The sequence below is a fragment of the Pseudomonas sp. MWU12-2037 genome, from assembly GCF_023242345.1.
GTDB lineage: Bacteria > Pseudomonadota > Gammaproteobacteria > Pseudomonadales > Pseudomonadaceae > Aquipseudomonas > Aquipseudomonas gingeri_D.
Window position 1 is genome coordinate 17,365 of record NZ_JALLIZ010000031.1, and the last position, 18,641, is coordinate 36,005.

At 62.8% G+C, this 18,641-nt stretch carries 17 protein-coding genes; 11 read left to right on the forward strand and 6 right to left on the reverse strand.

The window, feature by feature from the left end:
* Window positions 1-394: 394 nt before the first annotated feature.
* The 5 genes from M5B42_RS31075 to M5B42_RS31095 all read left to right on the forward strand — a co-directional run bounded on the left by M5B42_RS31075 (window position 395) and on the right by M5B42_RS31095 (window position 7,160).
* The gene (locus tag M5B42_RS31075) at window positions 395-1,342 is read left to right on the forward strand and encodes a LysR substrate-binding domain-containing protein (protein WP_248747966.1); all 948 of its coding nucleotides are present in this window, start codon (window positions 395-397) and stop codon (window positions 1,340-1,342) included.
* Between the two features lie 119 nt (window positions 1,343-1,461).
* Entirely contained in the window at window positions 1,462-2,886 is a 1,425-nt protein-coding gene (aldA, locus tag M5B42_RS31080) for an aldehyde dehydrogenase (protein ID WP_248747967.1), read from the forward strand.
* Between the two features lie 89 nt (window positions 2,887-2,975).
* The gene (locus M5B42_RS31085; RefSeq protein ID WP_248747968.1) at window positions 2,976-4,274 is read left to right on the forward strand and encodes an MFS transporter; all 1,299 of its coding nucleotides are present in this window, start codon (window positions 2,976-2,978) and stop codon (window positions 4,272-4,274) included.
* A gap of 1 nt (window position 4,275) precedes the next feature.
* Window positions 4,276-5,493, forward strand: a complete 1,218-nt coding sequence (locus tag M5B42_RS31090; protein WP_103498457.1) for a mandelate racemase/muconate lactonizing enzyme family protein — start codon at window positions 4,276-4,278, stop codon at window positions 5,491-5,493.
* 56 nt (window positions 5,494-5,549) lie between these two features.
* A complete protein-coding gene (locus M5B42_RS31095) occupies window positions 5,550-7,160 on the forward strand; it encodes a GMC family oxidoreductase N-terminal domain-containing protein (RefSeq protein WP_100943524.1) in 1,611 nt (536 codons plus the stop codon).
* A gap of 187 nt (window positions 7,161-7,347) precedes the next feature.
* Here M5B42_RS31095 and M5B42_RS31100 read toward each other — a convergent pair whose 3' ends face one another.
* Window positions 7,348-8,688 (reverse strand): serine hydrolase, encoded by a 1,341-nt coding sequence (locus M5B42_RS31100; RefSeq protein ID WP_248747969.1) that lies wholly within the window; start codon window positions 8,686-8,688, stop codon window positions 7,348-7,350.
* A 194-nt stretch (window positions 8,689-8,882) separates the two neighbouring features.
* Between M5B42_RS31100 and M5B42_RS31105 the strand changes: the two genes are divergently transcribed.
* Complete coding sequence (locus tag M5B42_RS31105; RefSeq protein ID WP_248747970.1) at window positions 8,883-9,233, forward strand: hypothetical protein; 351 nt, start codon at window positions 8,883-8,885, stop codon at window positions 9,231-9,233.
* 10 nt (window positions 9,234-9,243) lie between these two features.
* Here the strand turns inward: M5B42_RS31105 and M5B42_RS31110 are convergent, their stop codons facing one another.
* From M5B42_RS31110 to M5B42_RS31120, 3 genes are read right to left on the reverse strand one after another with little or no spacing between them, the layout of a single operon-like run.
* Entirely contained in the window at window positions 9,244-9,870 is a 627-nt protein-coding gene (locus tag M5B42_RS31110; RefSeq protein WP_103498465.1) for a TetR/AcrR family transcriptional regulator, read from the reverse strand.
* Window positions 9,871-9,875: 5 nt separating this feature from the next.
* A complete protein-coding gene (locus M5B42_RS31115) occupies window positions 9,876-10,730 on the reverse strand; it encodes a 3-hydroxybutyryl-CoA dehydrogenase (RefSeq protein WP_152737548.1) in 855 nt (284 codons plus the stop codon).
* Between the two features lie 12 nt (window positions 10,731-10,742).
* Complete coding sequence (locus tag M5B42_RS31120) at window positions 10,743-11,924, reverse strand: acetyl-CoA C-acyltransferase family protein (protein ID WP_248747971.1); 1,182 nt, start codon at window positions 11,922-11,924, stop codon at window positions 10,743-10,745.
* Between the two features lie 159 nt (window positions 11,925-12,083).
* On the opposite strand from M5B42_RS31120, the gene M5B42_RS31125 reads away from it, so the two are divergent.
* The 3 genes from M5B42_RS31125 to M5B42_RS31135 are packed head-to-tail and all read left to right on the forward strand — an operon-like array spanning window position 12,084 to window position 14,021.
* On the forward strand, window positions 12,084-13,106 hold the full coding sequence (locus M5B42_RS31125) for an AraC family transcriptional regulator (RefSeq protein ID WP_152737550.1): 1,023 nt from the start codon (window positions 12,084-12,086) through the stop codon (window positions 13,104-13,106).
* A 58-nt stretch (window positions 13,107-13,164) separates the two neighbouring features.
* Entirely contained in the window at window positions 13,165-13,563 is a 399-nt protein-coding gene (locus tag M5B42_RS31130; RefSeq protein ID WP_152737551.1) for a carboxymuconolactone decarboxylase family protein, read from the forward strand.
* 41 nt (window positions 13,564-13,604) lie between these two features.
* Entirely contained in the window at window positions 13,605-14,021 is a 417-nt protein-coding gene (locus M5B42_RS31135; RefSeq protein ID WP_177103329.1) for a VOC family protein, read from the forward strand.
* A gap of 71 nt (window positions 14,022-14,092) precedes the next feature.
* Here the strand turns inward: M5B42_RS31135 and M5B42_RS31140 are convergent, their stop codons facing one another.
* Window positions 14,093-15,508, reverse strand: coding sequence for a PLP-dependent aminotransferase family protein (locus M5B42_RS31140; protein WP_177103327.1), 1,416 nt, complete (start codon window positions 15,506-15,508; stop codon window positions 14,093-14,095).
* Window positions 15,509-15,682: 174 nt separating this feature from the next.
* Between M5B42_RS31140 and M5B42_RS31145 the strand changes: the two genes are divergently transcribed.
* The gene (locus tag M5B42_RS31145) at window positions 15,683-16,456 is read left to right on the forward strand and encodes a class II aldolase/adducin family protein (RefSeq protein WP_177103325.1); all 774 of its coding nucleotides are present in this window, start codon (window positions 15,683-15,685) and stop codon (window positions 16,454-16,456) included.
* Between the two features lie 135 nt (window positions 16,457-16,591).
* Complete coding sequence (locus M5B42_RS31150) at window positions 16,592-17,626, forward strand: ABC transporter substrate-binding protein (protein ID WP_177103323.1); 1,035 nt, start codon at window positions 16,592-16,594, stop codon at window positions 17,624-17,626.
* A 106-nt stretch (window positions 17,627-17,732) separates the two neighbouring features.
* Here the strand turns inward: M5B42_RS31150 and M5B42_RS31155 are convergent, their stop codons facing one another.
* Entirely contained in the window at window positions 17,733-18,491 is a 759-nt protein-coding gene (locus M5B42_RS31155; protein ID WP_248747972.1) for a DJ-1/PfpI family protein, read from the reverse strand.
* Between the last annotated feature and the right edge of the window lie 150 nt (window positions 18,492-18,641).

An 18,641-nucleotide genomic window follows, 5' to 3' on the forward strand; every position in this document is an offset into this window, starting at 1 on the left:
TATAGGGCAGGGTAGCGTTTATAAGTTGAAAAGAACCAGTGCTGAATACTCATGAGGGCTGTGCGAAATACTCGTGCTATTTATCTCGGGGCGACGGTTTTCTTGCAAAAGCGACCTTTGATCGCAACCTCCTTTATCGTTGATCTGGAACACGACACACATCCTGTAGGAGCAGGGCTTGCCCGCGAAGCTTTTAGCGATCTTGAGGACCTCTTCGCGGGCAAGCCCTGCTCCTACAGGTTCCGTTGTGTTCTCAAGATCTGAGTCGGCCTCACATTTTGAGGCGGCGGACAGGATTCTGATTTTTTGTAGGACGATAGACAAAAAGGAATGTTACCCACCCCCGGCCCCATGCGATGCTTGTGGCCGTCCGCCCCTTGGTGAGTGTCTTTTCTTGAAACGCAAAATGCCCGCGCTCAATGCGCTCAAAGCCTTCGAAGTGGCTGGCAGCACCGGCAGCTTTACCCGCGCCGCCGAGCTGCTGAACGTGACCCAGAGCGCCGTCAGCCGCCAGGTCCGTCAGCTTGAGGAGCAACTGGGCGAAAGCCTGCTGGAGCGCCGTCATCACCACCTCGAATTGACCAGTGCCGGGCGGGTGTTGCTGCGCGCGCTGCATCAGTCCTTCGACAAGATCGAGATGACCGTGCGCGGCATCCAGGAGAAGAACCACGCCAACCGCTTGCGCATCAATGCGCCGCCGACTTTTACCAGCCGCTGGCTGTTGCCGCGCCTGGGGCGCCTGCGCCAGCAGCATCCGGGGCTGGAACTGAGCATCACTACACGCCTGCAGGACAGCCTGGCCGAGACCAGTACCCTGGACTGCGCGATCCGTTTCGGCGATGGCGAATGGGATGGCCTGGACAGCTCGTTGCTGATGCACGAGCGGCATATCGCTGTCTGCTCGCCAAGCCTCTATGCCCGCGAGTTGAGCGGGCAGGAAGAGATCGACCTGAACCGCCTGACCCTGCTGCATGTACTGGCCAAGGAAGATCAGCGCTACCTGACCTGGAAACACTGGCTGGACGCGGCGCGGATCAGTGGCGTCGATACCTTGAGCGGTTATGAGTTCGACCTGCTGGACCTGGCGATTCGCGCGGCCATCGACGGCTTGGGCATCACCATCGCCGACTGGCATATGGTGGCCAGCGAACTGGCCTGCGGACAGTTGACCCAGGTGCTCAACGTGCATGTCGACGGTCACCAGTCCTACTGGCTGGTGACCCGCCAGGAACAGACGCAGATCCCCCAGTTGCAGATTTTCAGCCAGTGGTTGCAGGAAGAACTGGAGCTGGCACGGCGGCAGTTGGAGCCGTCGATGGCCGCGCCGATGCCGGTTATCTGAAGGTTGGGCGGTAACCTGCATTTTTTGAATGTTTACCGCCTGAATTAATCGTTTGTTCATCCCGCGTCGGATGACAAGACTGCTGGCTTCTCAGATAAGAAAAGTACGAGAACCAGTACATGTCCACCCAGCGCAACTTTGTTAACGGTCAGTTCGTCGAGCCCGCCGGTACTGCCCGGATCGCGGTCTACAACCCTGCCACCGAAGCCTTGATCGACCACGTACCGGCTGCCACCTCCGTCGAGGCGGTCGAAGCCGTCGAGGCCGCCGCCGCCGCCCAGAAGCTCTGGGGCAAGCTCACCAGCATCGAACGCGCCGAGCATCTGCGCAGCTTTGCCGGCGCCCTTGAAGCCTGCGCCGAAGACATCGGCCAGGCCCTGGCGGCGGAGTCCGGCAAGAGCGTCGCCGACGCCAGCAACGAAGCCCGTTATGCCGCGCAGATCACCCGCTACCACGCCGAATGGGCGCGGCGCATCGAAGGCGAGATCATTCCCAGCGATACCCCGGACGAAAACCTGTTCCTGCAGCGCGAGCCCATCGGCGTCGTCGCTTGCCTGATTCCGTTCAACTACCCGGTCTACACCCTGCTGCGCAAGATCGCCCCCGCGCTGATCGCCGGCAATACCGTGGTAGTGCGCCCGAGCAACAACACGCCGATCTCGGCCTTTGAAATCGCCCGGGCCGTGCAGCAATCCAGCCTGCCTGCCGGGGTGGTGAATATCCTCACCATGGACCATGACACCGCCGCCAGTGTCTGCACCCACAAGGCCGTCGGCCTGATCACCCTGACCGGCAGCGTCAACGCCGGGCGCATCGTGCTCGACTACTGCAAGGCCAATATCGCCAAGCCGTCCCTGGAGCTGGGCGGCAAGACCCCGGCGATCATCGAGGCCGATGCCGACCTGGAACAGGCCGCCAGCGCCATCGTCGCCTCCAAGACCACCCATTGCGGCCAGTTGTGCACGGCGGTGGAGCGGGTCTATGTCCACGAAAGCGTGCACGACCGTTTCCTCGCGCTGCTGAAAGAGAAAATCAGCGCGGTGCAGTTTGGTGACCGCGCCGTGGATGCCAGCCTGATGGGACCGTTGGTCAATGCCAGCTCGCGGCGCAATATCCACGCCATGGTCGAGCGTGCCGTGGCCGACGGCGCGGTGCTGGAAACCGGTGGCGCGATCCCCGAAGGCGCCGGGCATTTCTACCCGCCGACCCTGCTCAGCGGTTGCCGCCAGGACATGGAAATCGTCCAGGAAGAAATCTTCGGCCCGGTCCTGCCGGTGCTCAAGTACCGTGATATCGACGAGGCGCTGGCCCTGGCCAACGATCACCAGTTCGGCCTGTCGTCGGTGCTCTATACCGAGAACTACCGCACGGCGATGAAAGTGGCGAATGCCATCGAGTCCGGCGAGCTCTACGTCAACCGCACCCCGGCCGATCCTTACCAGGGGTTCCACGCCGGCTGGAAGCGCTCCGGCCTGGGGGGCGATGACGGCAAGCACGGCATGCTCGAGTTCACCCAGACCCGACTGGTGGTCATGAAGTACTGAGACAAGCTTTACGCGACACGCTATTCCAATAACAACAATCGATAGAGAAGGGCGACCGTGCACTGCCGGATCGCCCGAGGTTCCAGTCCATGTCCAAGCCTGCTGCTGTTCAGGTTCACGCTGCCGCCACGTCCGCCCAGAGCGACAAGGGCAGCCGTTATTTCCAACTGATGTTGCTGGTGCTGGCCGCCGGGGCGATCTACCCGATCCTCTACCTGCGCCAGGTCTACCAGACCACCATGCTCGAAGTGTTCCATATCAATCACAGCGAGCTGGGTTACCTGTACTCGATGCTCGGCACCCTCTTCCTGCTCAGCTACCTGCCCAGCGGCTGGCTGGCGGATCGCCTGGCACCGCGCTTCCTGATCTTCTTCTCGCTGGTCGCCACCGGCCTGCTGGGGATCTGGTATTCCACCGCACCGTCGATGACCGGCCTGATGATCATCTTCGGTTGCTGGGGTTTGACCACCGGCCTGACCTTCTGGGCCTCGGTGCTCAAGCGGGTCAAGATGATCGCCGAGGCCTCCGAGCAGGGGCGCTTCTTCGGCATCCTCGACGGCGGTCGCGGCCTGGTGGAAGCGATGCTCGCCACCGTGGCCCTGGGGCTGTTCGCCTACGCCACCGAGACCCGTAGCGAGTCGGCGGCCGAAGGCTTCAAGCATGTGGTCTACCTCTACTCCTTTACCTGTATCGCCATCGGTTGCGTGCTGGTCTCGCTCAAGGACCCCAAGTCCGTGGCGGCCGTTGAAACCCAGGAAGAAAAGGCCTCGCACACTCTGCTCAGCGACCTGGCCTTCCTGGTAAAGATCCCCGAGTTGTGGCTGGTGACCGCCATCGTGTTCTGCGGTTACCACATCTTCTGGGCCACCTACAGTTTCTCCGACTACCTGCAAGGCAGCGGCATGACCGCGGTCATGGCCGGCACCATCACCACTATCAAGTTGTGGATGCGCCCCATCGGTGGTCTCGGCGGCGGCTACCTGGGTGACAAATTCTCGAATATCTCGGTGTTGATCCTTGCGCTGCTGCTGGCAACCCTCGGCATTCTCGGGCTGATCGTCTTCCCGGCGCTGGGCAGCATCGGCGTACTGGTGGCCACGGTGATCTTTATCGGCCTGATGACCTACGCCATTCGCGGGCTGTACTGGGCGATCCTCGACACCTGCAAGATCCCGCTGCGGATCACCGGCCTGGCCATCGGCATTGTCTCGGTGGTCGGCTACCTGCCGGACACCTTTATCCCGTTGATCAACGGCTATCTCACGGAAAACTTCCCTGGCGCCCTCGGTTACAAGCTCTATTTCGGCTACATCGCCTTTATCGGCGGGCTTGGAACCCTGGCGGCCCTGGCGCTGCGTGCGCTGGTCAATAAAAAGGCAGGTGCCTGATATGAAAATCGTCTCCCTGGAAACCCATATCGTCGCCGTACCTCCGCCGCACATCGGTGGCATGTACTGGCTGTTCGTCAAGCTCAAGACCGACTGCGGTATTGAAGGCGTCGGCGAGATCTACGCCGCCACCTTCGGCCCCAAGGCCATGGTGCCGATCATCGAGGACGTGTTCGAGCGTTACCTGCAGGACCAGGACCCGCACCATATCGAGCGCTTCTTCCGCCAGGCCTATTCCAGCGGTTTCACCCAGCGTCCGGACCTGACCATGATGGGCGTGGTCAGCGGCCTGGAGATGGCCTGCTGGGACATCATCGGCAAGGCGGCGAACAAGCCGGTCTATGAGCTGCTGGGCGGCAAGGTCAACGAGCGCCTGCGCTCCTACACCTACCTGTACCCGGTCAACAGCCGTGGCGAGTACGACTACGACGACCCGGACCTGGCCGCCGAATGCGCGATAGAGAATATGAAGCTGGGCTTCACCGCCGTGAAGTTCGACCCGGCCGGGCCTTACACCGCCTATTCCGGCCACCAGATTTCCCTGGAAGTGCTGGAGCGCTGCGAAACCTTCTGCCGCAAGATCCGTGAAGCGGTGGGCGACAAGTGCGACCTGCTGTTCGGCACCCACGGGCAGATGGTGCCGTCGTCGGCGATTCGCCTGGCCAAGCGCCTGGAGAAGTACGACCCACTTTGGTTTGAAGAGCCGGTACCGCCCGGCCAGGAAGACGCCATGGCGCAAGTGGCGGCCAAGACCACCATCCCGATTGCCACCGGCGAGCGGCTGACCACCAAGTATGAGTTCTTCAAGCTGCTGCAGGCCGGCGGCGCGTCGATCCTGCAGATGAACGTGGCGCGCTGCGGCGGCCTGCTGGAAGCCAAGAAGATCGCCAGCATGGCCGAGGCCTATTACGCGCAGATCGCCCCGCACCTCTACAACGGTCCGATCGGTGCCGCGGCCAGCTTCCAGCTGGCGACCTGCACGCCAAACTTCCTGATCCAGGAAAGCATCATGACCTGGGGCGGTTTCCACGCCGAAGTGCTGACCAAGCCGCTGCAATGGGAAGACGGCTACATCATCCCGTCGACCGAACCGGGTCTTGGCGTCGAGTTGAACATGGACGTGGTGCGCAAGCACACGCCCTACACCGGCCAGCGGCTGCACCTGCAAATGGCGCCGACGCCCGCCGATGTGAAAGACACCTCGCCGGCCAGGGGCTGAGCCATCATGCCGCCCTGGGACAGGGCGGCGTTTTCAACGAATCAGCGGTAACCTGCATGACATACGACTACATCATCGCCGGCGCGGGCGCCGCCGGTTGCATCCTCGCCAACCGCTTGTCGGCTTCGGGGAAATACTCGGTCCTGTTGCTGGAAGCGGGCGGCAAGGACGCTTCGTTCTGGTTCAAGATCCCGGTCGGTTTCGCCAAGATGTATTACAACCCGACCTTCAACTGGATGTACTACAGCCAGCCGCAGAAGCAACTGCACAACCGGGAAATCTATGCGCCCCGGGGCAAGGTCCAGGGCGGTTCGGGTTCGATCAACGCCATGGTCTACGTGCGTGGCCAGGCCCATGACTTCGATGATTGGGCGGCCAACGGCAATGACGGCTGGGCGTTCAAGGACGTGCTGCCGTACTTCCGCAAACTGGAAAATCACCCGTTGGGCGATACCGAATATCACGGCGGCAGCGGGCCGATCAGCATCACGCCGATGCAGGGGCATACGCACCCGATCTGCGATGTATTTCTCGAAGGCTGCCAGCAGTTGGGTTATCAGCGCAGCGACGACTTCAATGGACCGAAGTTCGAAGGGGCGGGGGTCTATGACGTCAACACCCGCAATGGCCAGCGCAGCTCCAGCAGCTTCGCCCACCTGCACCCGGCCCTGAGCCGGCCGAACCTCACGGTCGAACACCATGCCTTGGTGGACCGGGTGTTGTTCGACAACGACCTGCGGGCCATCGGCATTTCCATCAGCCAGCACGGCGTGGCGCGCTCGTTCAAGGCCAACAAGGAAGTGATCCTGTGTGCCGGGGCGGTGGATACGCCGAAGATCCTGCAACTGTCCGGGGTCGGCGACCAGACACTGTTGAGCGAACATCGGGTGCCGGTGGTCAAGCATCTGCCGGCGGTGGGGCAGAACCTGCAGGATCACCTGTGCGTGAGCTACTACTACAAGGCCAATATCCCGACCTTGAACGATGAGCTGAGCTCGTTGTTCGGCCAGCTCAAGCTGGGCCTGCAATACCTGCTGACCCGCAAGGGCGCGCTTGCCATGAGCGTCAACCAGGCCGGCGGGTTCTTCCGCGGCAATGAAGAGCAGGCGCATCCGAACCTGCAGATGTACTTCAACCCCTTGTCGTACCAGATTCCGAAGAACAACAAGGCCAGCCTCAAGCCGGAGCCGTATTCGGGCTTCCTGCTGTGCTTCAACCCGTGCCGGCCGACCAGTCGCGGCAGCGTGCGGATCGCCTCGAAGAACCCGGCGGATGCGGCGCTGATCGACCCGAACTACCTGAGTACCGAGAAGGATATCGACGAGGTGTTGCAGGGCAGCCGGCTGATTCGCAAGATCATGCAGGCGCCGGCCTTGCGGGCGATTACCGTCGATGAAGTGTTGCCGGGCAAGGCGGTGAATGACGACGCGGCGATGCTGGAGTATTTCCGCGAGAACAGCGGGTCGATCTATCACCTGTGCGGTTCGTGTGCGATGGGTTCGGATCCGCAGGTGTCGGTGGTCGACAAGCGCCTGAAGGTGCATGGGATGAAGGGGCTGCGGATTGTCGATGCGTCGATTTTCCCCAACGTGACGTCGGGCAATACCCACGCGGCGGTGCTGATGGTGGCGGAGAAGGGCGCGGACCTGATTCTCGAGGATGCCTGAACGGGCGAGTGAGGCGTTCTTGGGGAGGGTGTAAGGCTCTGGGGCCTCTTCGCGGGCAAGCCCTGCTCCTACAGTGATGTGTCGTACACAATATGGGGGGGCGGCACGACACTGTAGGAGCAGGGCTTGCCCGCGAAGGCGTCGATTCAGGCGACGCAAGGCTCAAGGATTCAGGCTCCGGAACGGGTTACTTCTGCGGATGCTCCAGTAGGAAATTCCCCAATGCCTCGAACGCCGGCAAGGTCACCGGGTCGTTCGCCGAATTGCTTGCCACCGGGTGGGAGGCATAACGCACGATCACCATCTCGGCCTTGGGATCGATATAGATCCGCTGGCCATGGACGCCCCGGGCCATATAGGCCCCGTGGTTGTTATGGGTCACCCACCACATGTCGCGATAGCTCCAGCCCTTGAGCAGCGAGTATCCGGCTTTGGCGAATGCGGCCTTGTCAGCCCCACGTCGAATATCCTCGACCACCTTAGCCGGTACGATCTGCTGGCCGTTGGCGCGGCCGTCGTTACGGAGCATTTCGCCGAAGCGTGCCAGGTCCCGCAGGCCGGTGTTCAGACCACCGCCAGCGAACGGCGTCCCAATCGAATCAACGGTGAAATAGGCATCCTGCTCGGCGCCCATCCGGCTCCATATCCGCTCCGACAGCACCTGCGCCACGTTATGTCCGGTGGCCCGGGCGATCACCCAGCCGAGCACGTCGGTGTTGACGGTCTTGTAGGAGAAGGCATTGCCGTTCTCACCTTGCGGTTGCACGGTCTGGAGAAATTCGTAGTAGGTGCGCGGACCCTGGTAGTCGGCGGGCTTGGGCAAGGGGTTGCCGGCCTGGGCGTGGGCCCAGACACCGGCATTCGGGTCGCTGTAGTCTTCGCTGTAGTCCAGCGCCGTGGTCATGTCCAGTACCTGGCGCACGCTGGCACTGCCGAAGGCCGACTTCGCCAGCTCCGGCACATAGTCCTTGATCTCCTTGTTCACATCGATCAGCCCTTCGGCCACCAGCGTCGCGCCCAGGGTACCGATCACCGACTTGGTCACCGACATCGCGGCGTGCTGGCCCTGGGGAGTGAGCGAGCCGAAGTAGCGCTCGTACACCACCTTGCCACGGTGCAATACCACGATGCCGTCGGTGTAGGTCGCCGCCAGGGATTGTTCCCAGGTCATCGGCGTTTTCGTGTCGAGGGTGGTGAAGCTCAGGCGATCAATGTCATTGCGCAAGGCCGATGGCAACGCAACCGGCCCTTCAAGGCCCCGGGACACATTGGTGGTGGGCATCAACTGGCGAAAGTGCGAGACGCTCCAGCGCAGGGCCGGGAAACGGAAATAGCTGCCGTCCTCGAAGCGCAGGATGCGATCGGCCGGCGGCGGGGCGCCGATCATCCAGCCGAGTTTCGTCGGGTCGCTGGCGGTGGCATCCGGGAAGGGGGCCGGCGCTGTTTCGGCGAGGGCCGTGGAGCAAGCCAGTGCGCTGAACAGCAGGCACAGGCCCGGTCGTGCCCTGTTGAAATACGTCTTGAACATATGAGCCATCCTTGAATCAGTGGACAGAGCTTGGACAACCGGGCACGTTTGTGCAACCCGCTGCGACGTCGCAGGCGAGCGGACCGGGGGCGGGGAGAGTGGCTTTTGACAGCGTGAGGCCTTTTGCGCGGTAGTGATTCGTATTGAGTCGCCACAATGCTAAAGTCGCTTCTTTTTTTCGGCAGGGAATGGTCATGCGGATGTTAATCGGGGCGTTGGCGGCAGTGGCGTTGGCGGGCTGCATGGGGCCTGCGATGAACCAGACCCGTACCACCGGGCCGACCAAGAGCTTCACGTCGAGCAAGGCCGAGGATGTCGTGGCCCAGTGCATTCAGTTTGCCTGGCAGGAAGAGGCGGTGTTCGGTGTCGATGCGGCGGCTTATCTGCAACCCGGCTACAAGAGCGGCTCGACCGTTTATACCCGGGGCTCGGAGTTTTTTGCCGACGTGCGCCGCGAAGGCGCGGACACGCGGGTCGACTACTACGCGACCGCCAGCAAGCCGATTGGTGTGAGAAGGCTGGCCGCGCTAGCAACCTGCCTGTAACCCCTGGCTCCTACAAGGGCGGTTTGCTCAGCGCGCCCTTGACCGCCCCCAGCGCGATATTGTGCATCAACGCCCGATAGGTCGCCGCATCCAGTCCGGCTTCCTCGGTCCAGGCCGGCAGGTTGTTCAGCAGGCAGAGAAAGGTCCGCACGGTGGTCAGGGCCAGGGTGGCGTCGGTCGACAAGCCCAACGGCCCGAGCAACTTGATCAAATGAGTCTCATAGCGCCTGCGCAAGACCAGGATCGCCGCCTGGTGCGCCGCTTCCAGGCAATGGAACTCATGCTCGGCGACCCGGAAGAAATCACCCTTGGCGCGATGCAGGTCCAGGTGCGCGGCAATCAGCTCGTTCAGACGCTTTTCCGCCGAGCGCGCGCTGCGCACCGGTTGTGTGACAATCCCCAACAGCTCCAGGTGCAGACTCTCGATCAGTTCGAAGAGCAAGGCCTGCTTGCTCTCGATATGGTTGTAGATCGAGCCCGCCTGGATGCCCAGGTGCCCGGCCAGTTCACGCAAGCCCACCTGGGCGAACCCGCGCCGGGCAAACAGCGCCACGGCTTTTTCGCGGGTTTGCAGATGGCGCGAGGCCCGTGCCTGAAGCTCGGCTTCCGGCACGGCGGCGAGGGCTGCACGGGGCATGACGATCAGCGCTCGTAGCTATAGAAGCCGCGACCGCTTTTACGGCCCAGATAACCGGCGGCCACCATTTCCTTGAGCAACTGCGCCGGACGGTACTTGGGTTCGTCGAAGCCCGAGTGCAGGCTTTCCATGATCGCCAGCAGGGTGTCCAGGCCGATCAGGTCCGCCAGGGCCAGCGGGCCGATCGGCTGGTTGCAGCCCAACTGCATGCCGGCGTCGATATCTTCGGCGCTGGCCAGGTCTTCCTGGAGCACGAAGATGGCTTCGTTGATCATCGGGCAAAGGATGCGGTTGACCACGAAACCCGGACGGTTGCGGGCGGTGACCGCGGTCTTGCCGATCTGGCTGGCCAGGGCCATGGCCTGGGCATGGGTGGCGTCGCTGGTCTGTAGGCCACGGATGACTTCCAGCAGGCCCATCATCGGTACCGGATTGAAGAAGTGCAGGCCGATAAAACGCCCGGGCTGGTCGATGGCGGCCGCCAGTTCGGTGATCGACAGCGACGAGGTGTTGGTGGCGATAATGCATTCGGCGCTGGCCACTTCGGCCACCTGCCGCAGAATGCGTTTTTTCAGCTCGAGGTTTTCCGTGGCCGCCTCGATCACCAGTTCGGCCCGGGCCAGCACCGCGTAGTCGCTGCTCAGGCTGATGCGGCCGAGGGCGGCTTGCTTGTCCTCGGGGGTGATCACGGCCTTGCGCACTTGCCGGTCGAGGTTGCCGGTCAGGGTCGCCAGGCCTTTATCCAGGGCCTGCTGCGAGACGTCGATCAGCGACACTTCAAGACCCGCCACCGCGCAGACCTGGGCAATCCCGTTGCCCATGATGCCGGCGCCGATCACGGCGATACGTTGAATACTCATGTTCTGTTGTCCTTAAACCCGTTCGAAGATAACGGCGATACCTTGGCCGCCGCCGATGCACATGGTGGCCAGGCCGTAGCGGCCGCCGGTGCGATGCAGTTCATGAATCAGTTTGGTGGCGATGATCGCGCCGGTGGCGCCCACCGGATGGCCCAGGGCAATCCCGGAACCGTTGGGATTGACCTTGGCCGGGTCGAAGTCCAGCTCCTGGCTGACGGCGCAGGCCTGGGCGGCGAAGGCGACGTTGGCTTCGATCACATCCAGGTCGGCCACCGTCAGGCCGGCGCGCTTGAGGGCCAGGCGCGTGGCGGGGATCGGGCCCAGGCCCATCAGTTCCGGTTCGAGCCCGGCATGGGCGTAGGCCACCAGGCGCGCCAGGGGTTTCAGGCCGTCGCTCTGCAGCGCGGCGCCGGTGGCCAGCAACAGGGCGGCGGCGCCGTCATTCAGGCCCGAGGCGTTGCCGGCGGTGACGGTGCCGTCTTTCTTGAAGGCGGTTTTCATCTGTGCCAACTGTTCCAGCGAAGTCGCTCGCGGGTGCTCGTCGACACTGAACCATTGAGTGCCCTTGCGGCTGCGCACTTCCACCGGGACGATCTGCGAGGCGAAACGACCCTCTTCGATGGCACGGCTGGCGCGCAGCTGTTCTTCCAGGGCCAGGTCGTCCTGCATCTGCCGGGTGATGCCATTGCGCTCGGCAATGTTCTCGGCGGTGATGCCCATATGGATGCCGTGGAACGGGTCATGGAGAATGCCCAGCATGTAGTCGATGGCCTGGACATTGCCCATGCGCGCGCCCCAACGGGCCGAGGGCAGCAGGTAAGGGCCGCGGCTCATGGATTCGGCGCCGGCACCGATGGCGATATCGGCGTCGCCGAGCAACAGGGTCTGTGCCGCCGAGACAATCGCCTGCAAGCCCGAGCCGCAGAGGCGGTTGACGTTGTAGGCCGGGGTTTCCTTGGGAATGCCGGCGTTGATCGCGGCGACCCGGGACAGGTAGGCGTCCAGGGTGTCGGTGGGGATCACGTTGCCCATCACCACATGGCCGACCCGCGCCGGAGCGACGTCGCTGCGTTGCAGGGCGGCCTTGACGGCGGTGGTGGCCAGTTCGCTCAAGGGAACGTCTTTCAGCGAGCCGCCGAAGGTACCTATGGCGGTACGGGCGGCGCTGACGATATACACTTCGGGCTTTGACATGGGGGCAGTCCTGATTATTGTGGGGATCAGCTTGCATGATCCTGGTTGGAGTGGAGGCAGTTCATCCAGTGCGGCCAGTCTAGGACCGTCGGCCCACTCGGCCTATGCCGAAACTGCTCAGTAAACCTGTGACTTTTTGCCATACGCAGCTTGGGATTCATGAAAGAAAAACATTCGGTGTCGTCCTACTTCATTAAAGCCCTGCTGGTGCGTTTTCTCGACCGCCCGCAGCGCATTTCCGAGCTGCTGCAGGCCGCGGGCTTTGCCGAGCGTTCCCTGGACGAACTGGGGGAGCGGGTTGCACCGAAGCTGCTGGCACAACTCTGGCTGACGGTGATCCGCGAACTGGGCGACGAGTTCTTCGGCTTCGATTCCCACGGCATGCCCATCGGCAGCTTTGCCCTGATCTGCCGGGGGCTGATCCAGGCGCCGACCGTGGGCAAGGCCCTGGGTCTGTCGCTGGAGTATTTCGCCCTGTTCCTGCGGGATATTGATGCCCAGGTGCAGATCCGTGGCAAGCGGGTGGTCGTGGTGATGCGCACCGAGACCCAGGACCCTTACCTGCAAGCGGTGATCACCGAAACCTTCCTGATCCTGATCGTCGGCCTGATGTGCTGGCTGGCCGGACGGCGCATTCCCATCAGCCGCGCCCGTTTCGCCCATGCTTGTCCGCCCCATGGCGACGAGCACCTGTTGTGGGGCGCCTACGTGGAGTTTGACGCGGCGGTGACCGAGATCGAATTCGAGCGTGAATACCTGCGTTTGCCGGTGCTGCAGGATCGCAAGTCGCTCTACACTTTTTTGCGCGATGCGCCGCAGTCGGTGTTTATCCGTTTCCGCAATCGCGAGGGTTTCAGCGCCCGGGTCCACCAGCGCTTGCGGGCCTGTGGTTATGACCATTGGCCGACCCTGGAGCAACTGGCGCTGGAGTTCGATATCCACCTGGCCAGCCTGCGCCGGGCGTTGCAGCGCGAGGGCTTTTCCTATCAGGAAATCAAGGACGAAGTGCGTCGGGCGATCGCTTTCGAGCGGCTGCGCAGCAGCACCATGAGCATTGCCGATATCGCCCAGGAAGTGGGTTTTCGCGAGCCCAGTGCCTTCCACCGCGCGTTCAAGCAGTGGACGGGGGAGAGCCCCGGGAGTTTTCGTTTACGCGGATCGCAAGGATCAGCACAGCCCTGACGGATTCAGCTATAACCTTCGTTTCATCCATCGCTGTCCACTCACCGAGGAACCGTTCATGCCGTCCCAGCATCTGACCGAATACGAAGACGCCAATCCGGAAGTTCGCGCCGTCTACGACGACATCATGCATACCCGCAAGGTCGACCAGGTCAATAACTTCTGGAAGTGCCTGGCCGCGCACCCGCCGACCTTGCGCCGGACCTGGGAGAGCCTCAAGGAGATCATGGCCCCCGGCGCGCTGGACCCGCTGACCAAGGAACTGATCTACGTCGCGGTCAGCGTCACCAATAACTGTCCGTATTGCATCGCTTCTCACACCGCTGCCGCGCGCAAGGCCGGGATGAGCGACGAGATGTTCGGCGAGTTGCAGGCGGTGGTCGGCATGGCCAACGAAACCAATCGCCTGGCCAACGGTTATCGCATTCCGCTGGATGAGGCATTCAAGCTGGATTGAGGCGACACTTCGCTGCCGCAGAGACCCAAGGAAGGTTTGTCATGTTCAGTCATATCCAGCTCGGTGCCCGTGATCTGCCGTTGATGATCGCTTTCTATGGGGCGGTACTGGCCGAGCTTGGCCTGGTGCGCATGGCCGACGACCAGGACAGCGGTCCGCCCGGTGCCGGCTGGCAGATGCCGGGGTGGGATTGGCCGCAGTTCTTTGTGCAGAAACCGTTCAACGGTCTGCCCGCGACCTGGGGCAATGGTGTGCAGGTGAGTTTTGCCGCCGGGTCCCAGGCCCAGGTTCGCGCAGCCTGGACCAAGGCGCTGGAGCTGGGGGCCCGCGACGAAGGCGCGCCCGGTTTGCGGCCTGACTATGCCGCCGATTATTACGGTGCCTATTGCCGTGATCCGGAGGGCAACAAGCTGTGTTTCGTGCACACGGCTCAGCTGGCGCAACTCAACGCCCGATAATCGTGTTTCGCGATCGGACAGCGCTACACGATCTCCTACAGGGATCGCAGCCAACCCGCCAGCGCAAGGGCCTAGACCTTTGTCGTTGTGCCGCGCTCGAGAAACCGATAGATCCGCTCATCCTCCGAGTGCGCCACGTTGAAGCGTAACCAGGGGACCACTCGCGCATCGGGCATGAACAGTTGGCCCGGTGCGAGCAGGATGCGCTCTTCACGGGCCTGCATCGCCAGTGTCGTGGAGTCCTCCAGCGCCGGATGTCGCGCCCAGAGAAACAGGCCGGCGCGGGGTTCGGTAAACAGCTCCATGCCGACGCCTTCCAACCGCCGGGCCACCGACTCGTGGGCCTGGGCCAACTGCTCCTGCAATTGCTTGACGTGCTTGCGATGCCGGCCCTGCAACAATACGTCCAGCACCAGTTCTTCAGCGAGCTGTGAGGAGGTCAGGCCGCTGACCAGCTTGAGCGGCACCAGCTCTTCAATCAGCTCGGCATGGGCGGCGATAAAACCGACCCGCAGTGCCGGCGCGACGGTCTTGGAAAAACTGCCGATATAGACCACCCGCGACAGCTGGTCCATGCCCGCGAGGGCCTGCTGGCCGCTGGGGTCGAGGTCGGCGTAGATATCGTTTTCGACGATCAGGAAGTCGTGTTTTTCCGCCAGTTGCAACAAGCGATGGGCTACTGCCAGGGACAGGCTGGTGCCGGTCGGGCATTGCAGGCGGGTATTGGTGAAGAACACCTTGGGCTTGTGCAGTTGCAGCAGAGCCTCCAGGGCCAACAGGTCGATGCCGTCGCGGGTCCGTGGCACACCGATCAGCCGCGCGCCCTGCAAGCGCAGGTTGAGAAACAGGTTGTGATAACCCGGTTCGTCCACCAGCACCGTGTCGCCGCGTTGCACCAGGTAGCGCACCATCAGGTCCAGGGCGTGACTGCCGCCGCTGGTGAGCAGGATCTGTTCCGGGTGGGCGGCGATCCGCGTGTCGGCGAGTTTTTCCGCGAGACGGGCGCGCAGTTTCGGATTGCCCTTGGCGTTGCCGTAGCCGCAGAAACTGTCCGGTTCACTACGGGCCAAGGCGCGCAGGCTGCGTTGCACGCCATCGCGGTCGGACCAGGATTCGGGCAGCAGGCCGATGCCCGGACGCAGGTCCATGTCCATGCCCTGGAAGACCTTCTGCAACAGCAGGTAGGCGTCGAAATCGAACTCGTTGTCGTCGTCGGCCTGCGGTGGTTGGGGCTCGCTGCTGACCGCGCCGCCCAGGTCGCGGACATAGAAACCGGCATTGCGCACCGGCGTCAGGTAGCCCAGGGCGACCAGCCGGTCATAGGCCTCGACGGCGGTGAAGTGACTGACCTTGTGGGTCTGCGAGAACTTGCGGATCGACGGCAGCTTGCTGCCGGGGCGCAGGCGCTGGTCCTTGATCGCCTGGCTGATGCCGGTGACGATCTGGCTGACCAGCGGGGCCTGCGATCCGGGGTCGAGGAACATCATGGGAGCGTTCATCCAGGCAGGGGGTGAGCGGCAGGTGTACTGGTAAAAAGACCATCACAGTGATGCGTGCACGTCGCCTGTTCTGTTCATGGTCGCCGGTAGACCGGTGCTGCAAGATCGGTTCATCGCCGATCACTGTTGTTGGCCAAAACATACCACGAACCAGGATGCCCCATGCACGACACCCACTTGCCGATTGATCGCACGCGCATTTCCAACCAGGAGTGGGAGGCCCGTTGCGAGCTGGCCGCGCTCTACCGACTGATCGCGTACTTTCGTATGACCGATCTGATTGACACCCATATCTCGGCGCGGGTCCCCGGCGAAGAGGGGCACTTCCTGATCAACCGTTATGGCGTGCTGTTCCATGAGATGTGCGCTTCGGACCTGGTCAAGATCGATCATGACGGCGCGGTGGTGGATGCGCGGCCAGGGGAGCACCACGTCAACCGGGCCGGTTTTATCATCCACTCGGCGATCCACGCTGCCCGCACCGATGTCGCCTGTGTGGTGCACACCCACACTTCGGCGGGTATCGCCGTCGCCGCCCAGGAAGAAGGGCTGTTGCCCATCAGCCAGCATGCGCTGAAGTTCTATCGACGCCTGGGTTATCACGACTATGAAGGTATTGCCCTGAACCCCGACGAGCGTGCGCGGCTGGTCAGTGACCTGGGTTATCACAACGCGATGATCCTCCGGAACCACGGGCTGCTGGCGGTGGGACGTTCGGTGGCGGAGGCCTTCAACCAGATCTATTTCCTCGAGCGGGCCTGCCAGGCCCAGGTCCAGGCCATGGCGGGTGGACGGCAACTGCGCTTCCCCTCACCGGCGGTCTGCGAGCTGACCGCGCAACAGTCCGACAACGAGCTGGACGAGGATTACCCGAAGCTGGCCTGGCAATCGGCCTTGCGTCTGATTGCCGGGGACCTGCGCGACCACCGCCGCTGAAGCCGGGGCGTTCCACCGTGCAACTGGCCCCAGAAGCTAGGCCAAAGGGGTAGGTCCCCATCGCACACCCATGCAAGGCATGCTTCAACGCTACGAAAACCCACTCTGCCAAAACCAATAATCCTAGAGGTAGACATGAAGAACACAGCAATCGGCGCACTGGCCCTGACCCTGATGGCATCGACGGCCATGGCCGGCGAGATCACCGTGATTTCCTTTGGCGGCGTGAGCAAGGATGTGCAGACGCAAGCGTTCTACCAACCCTTCGAGAAGGCCACCGGCAGCAAGGTGGTGGCAGGGGAATACAACGGCGAAATGGGTCGGATCAAGGCCATGGTCGATACCCATAGCGTCAACTGGGATGTGGTGCAGGTCGAGGGGCCGGAGCTGATTCGTGGTTGTGAGGAGGGGCTGTTCGAGCACCTGGACATGAGTGCCATCGGCAAGCCGGCGGACTTTGTTCCGGGGACCTTGTCCGAGTGTGGTGCGGGGTTGCTGGTCTGGTCGATGGCCATGGCCTACAACGCTGACAAGTTGAGTGTCGCGCCGACCGGCTGGGGAGATTTCTGGGACGTGAAGAAGTACCCGGGCAAACGCAGCCTGCGCAAGGGCGCCAAGTACACCCTGGAAATCGCCCTGATGGCGGACGGTGTGCCGCTGGCGGATGTCTACAAGGTCCTGTCCACTCCAGCGGGTGTGGACCGGGCATTCCGCAAGCTGGACCAGATCAAGGGCAGCATCCAGTGGTGGGAGGCGGGTGCCCAGCCGATGCAGTTCCTGGCCAGCGGCGATGTGGTGATGAGTACGGCGTTCAATGGTCGGGTGTTTTCGGCCCAGGAGTCCGGGGCGAATGTGAAGGTGGTGTGGAACGGCAGCATCTATGCCATCGATGCCTGGGCGATTCCCAAGGGCAGCCCGAACAAGGCGCTGGCGGAACAGTTCATCGGCTTTTCCCTGCGGCCGGAGAACCAGAAAATGCATACGGAGAAGCTCGGCTATGGTTCGACCAACCTGAAGATCCAGCCGTTGTTGGCGCCGGCATTGGCGGCCCGGTTGAACACCGCGCCGGATAACCTGGCCCAGGCGATGCCGATGGACAACGGTTTCTGGGTTGATCATGGCGAAGAGCTGGAACAGCGCTTCAATGCCTGGGTGGCGAAGACCCACTGAGACCGGATAGACACCACCGACCTGTAGGAGCATGGCTTGCCAGCGAAGCTTTTGGCGATCTTGAGGGCCTCTTCGCTTCGGTCTGGCATCCCGGTAAGCCTGGCTCCTAGGCGGCCTGTGCGGGTCTTAGCATTTTGACCCACTCGGCGGACAGGCGATGGCAATCCCCTGGCCAGCGCGCGGTCAGCAGGTTGCCGTCGCGGACCACGAAGCCACGGCCCGGTTTGGCCGCGGAATCGCGCAGCAGAGCTGGCGGGCCCTGGGAAAAGTCTTTTGGCGTGGCCAGCGCCGCCTTGATCTCGGACTCGACGGTTTGTGGATAGGTCCGGTAGTAGCGGCCGAGCCACGGCGCAGTGATCAGCCAGGCAGCCAGTTCCATGGTGGTGGACAACAACGCGGTGACCTTGCGCCCGTGGAGCACCGAGCGCCCGCTGTCGGGGTCGAGGGTGCGGGCTAGCAACAATGGGCCGTGGCACACCGAGGCGACGGGTTTACCGGTTTTGAAGAAATGCAGGACGATGCGCTTGGCTTCGTCCGACTCCAGCAGGCTGCGCATGCCCTCGGCATGTCCGCCTGGCACGAACAGCCCTTCGAACTGCGTGGGGTCGACATCGGCGTAGGCCAGCGGTTGGCGGAAGTACTCGTCGGTGATCATCGTGTTGTAGCTTTGCAGATCGCTGTCGCGGGTCATCAGCATGGGGTTCAGCAGGCCGAAGCCATGCTCCACCAGGCGTGGGTCGGCGTAGGCCGGGGCGCCCAGCGGGGTGGCGAAGCGCACCTCGATTCCGGCCCGGCGCATGGCTTGCCAGGGCACACTGCTTTCGGTGGGGTCGTAGTCGGAGTGGGGGAGCAGGATAAGGATCATGCAGGTGGGCTCGATTTCTACGGGGTAGAGATCGAGGATAGCAGCAGGATCGTTATCGGGCCGTGCCGGATAACGCTATGAAACCTGTAGGCGATAGCGCAACAACAGCGTACGCCGACCTGTAGGAGCCGGCTTGCTGGCGATGGCGGC

Excerpts from the sequence above, each read along its gene's own strand:
- M5B42_RS31145 (WP_177103325.1), top strand. The coding sequence starts at position 15,683 with ATGCACGACACCCACTTGCCGATTGATCGCACGCGCATTTCCAACCAG.
- M5B42_RS31090 (WP_103498457.1), top strand. The coding sequence starts at position 4,276 with ATGAAAATCGTCTCCCTGGAAACCCATATCGTCGCCGTACCTCCGCCG.
- M5B42_RS31105 (WP_248747970.1), top strand. The coding sequence starts at position 8,883 with ATGCGGATGTTAATCGGGGCGTTGGCGGCAGTGGCGTTGGCGGGCTGC.
- M5B42_RS31155 (WP_248747972.1), bottom strand. The coding sequence starts at position 18,491 with ATGATCCTTATCCTGCTCCCCCACTCCGACTACGACCCCACCGAAAGC.
- M5B42_RS31095 (WP_100943524.1), top strand. The coding sequence starts at position 5,550 with ATGACATACGACTACATCATCGCCGGCGCGGGCGCCGCCGGTTGCATC.
- M5B42_RS31115 (WP_152737548.1), bottom strand. The coding sequence starts at position 10,730 with ATGAGTATTCAACGTATCGCCGTGATCGGCGCCGGCATCATGGGCAAC.
- M5B42_RS31130 (WP_152737551.1), top strand. The coding sequence starts at position 13,165 with ATGCCGTCCCAGCATCTGACCGAATACGAAGACGCCAATCCGGAAGTT.
- M5B42_RS31135 (WP_177103329.1), top strand. The coding sequence starts at position 13,605 with ATGTTCAGTCATATCCAGCTCGGTGCCCGTGATCTGCCGTTGATGATC.
- aldA (WP_248747967.1), top strand. The coding sequence starts at position 1,462 with ATGTCCACCCAGCGCAACTTTGTTAACGGTCAGTTCGTCGAGCCCGCC.
- M5B42_RS31140 (WP_177103327.1), bottom strand. The coding sequence starts at position 15,508 with ATGATGTTCCTCGACCCCGGATCGCAGGCCCCGCTGGTCAGCCAGATC.
- M5B42_RS31100 (WP_248747969.1), bottom strand. The coding sequence starts at position 8,688 with ATGTTCAAGACGTATTTCAACAGGGCACGACCGGGCCTGTGCCTGCTG.
- M5B42_RS31085 (WP_248747968.1), top strand. The coding sequence starts at position 2,976 with ATGTCCAAGCCTGCTGCTGTTCAGGTTCACGCTGCCGCCACGTCCGCC.
- M5B42_RS31125 (WP_152737550.1), top strand. The coding sequence starts at position 12,084 with ATGAAAGAAAAACATTCGGTGTCGTCCTACTTCATTAAAGCCCTGCTG.
- M5B42_RS31120 (WP_248747971.1), bottom strand. The coding sequence starts at position 11,924 with ATGTCAAAGCCCGAAGTGTATATCGTCAGCGCCGCCCGTACCGCCATA.
- M5B42_RS31150 (WP_177103323.1), top strand. The coding sequence starts at position 16,592 with ATGAAGAACACAGCAATCGGCGCACTGGCCCTGACCCTGATGGCATCG.
- M5B42_RS31110 (WP_103498465.1), bottom strand. The coding sequence starts at position 9,870 with ATGCCCCGTGCAGCCCTCGCCGCCGTGCCGGAAGCCGAGCTTCAGGCA.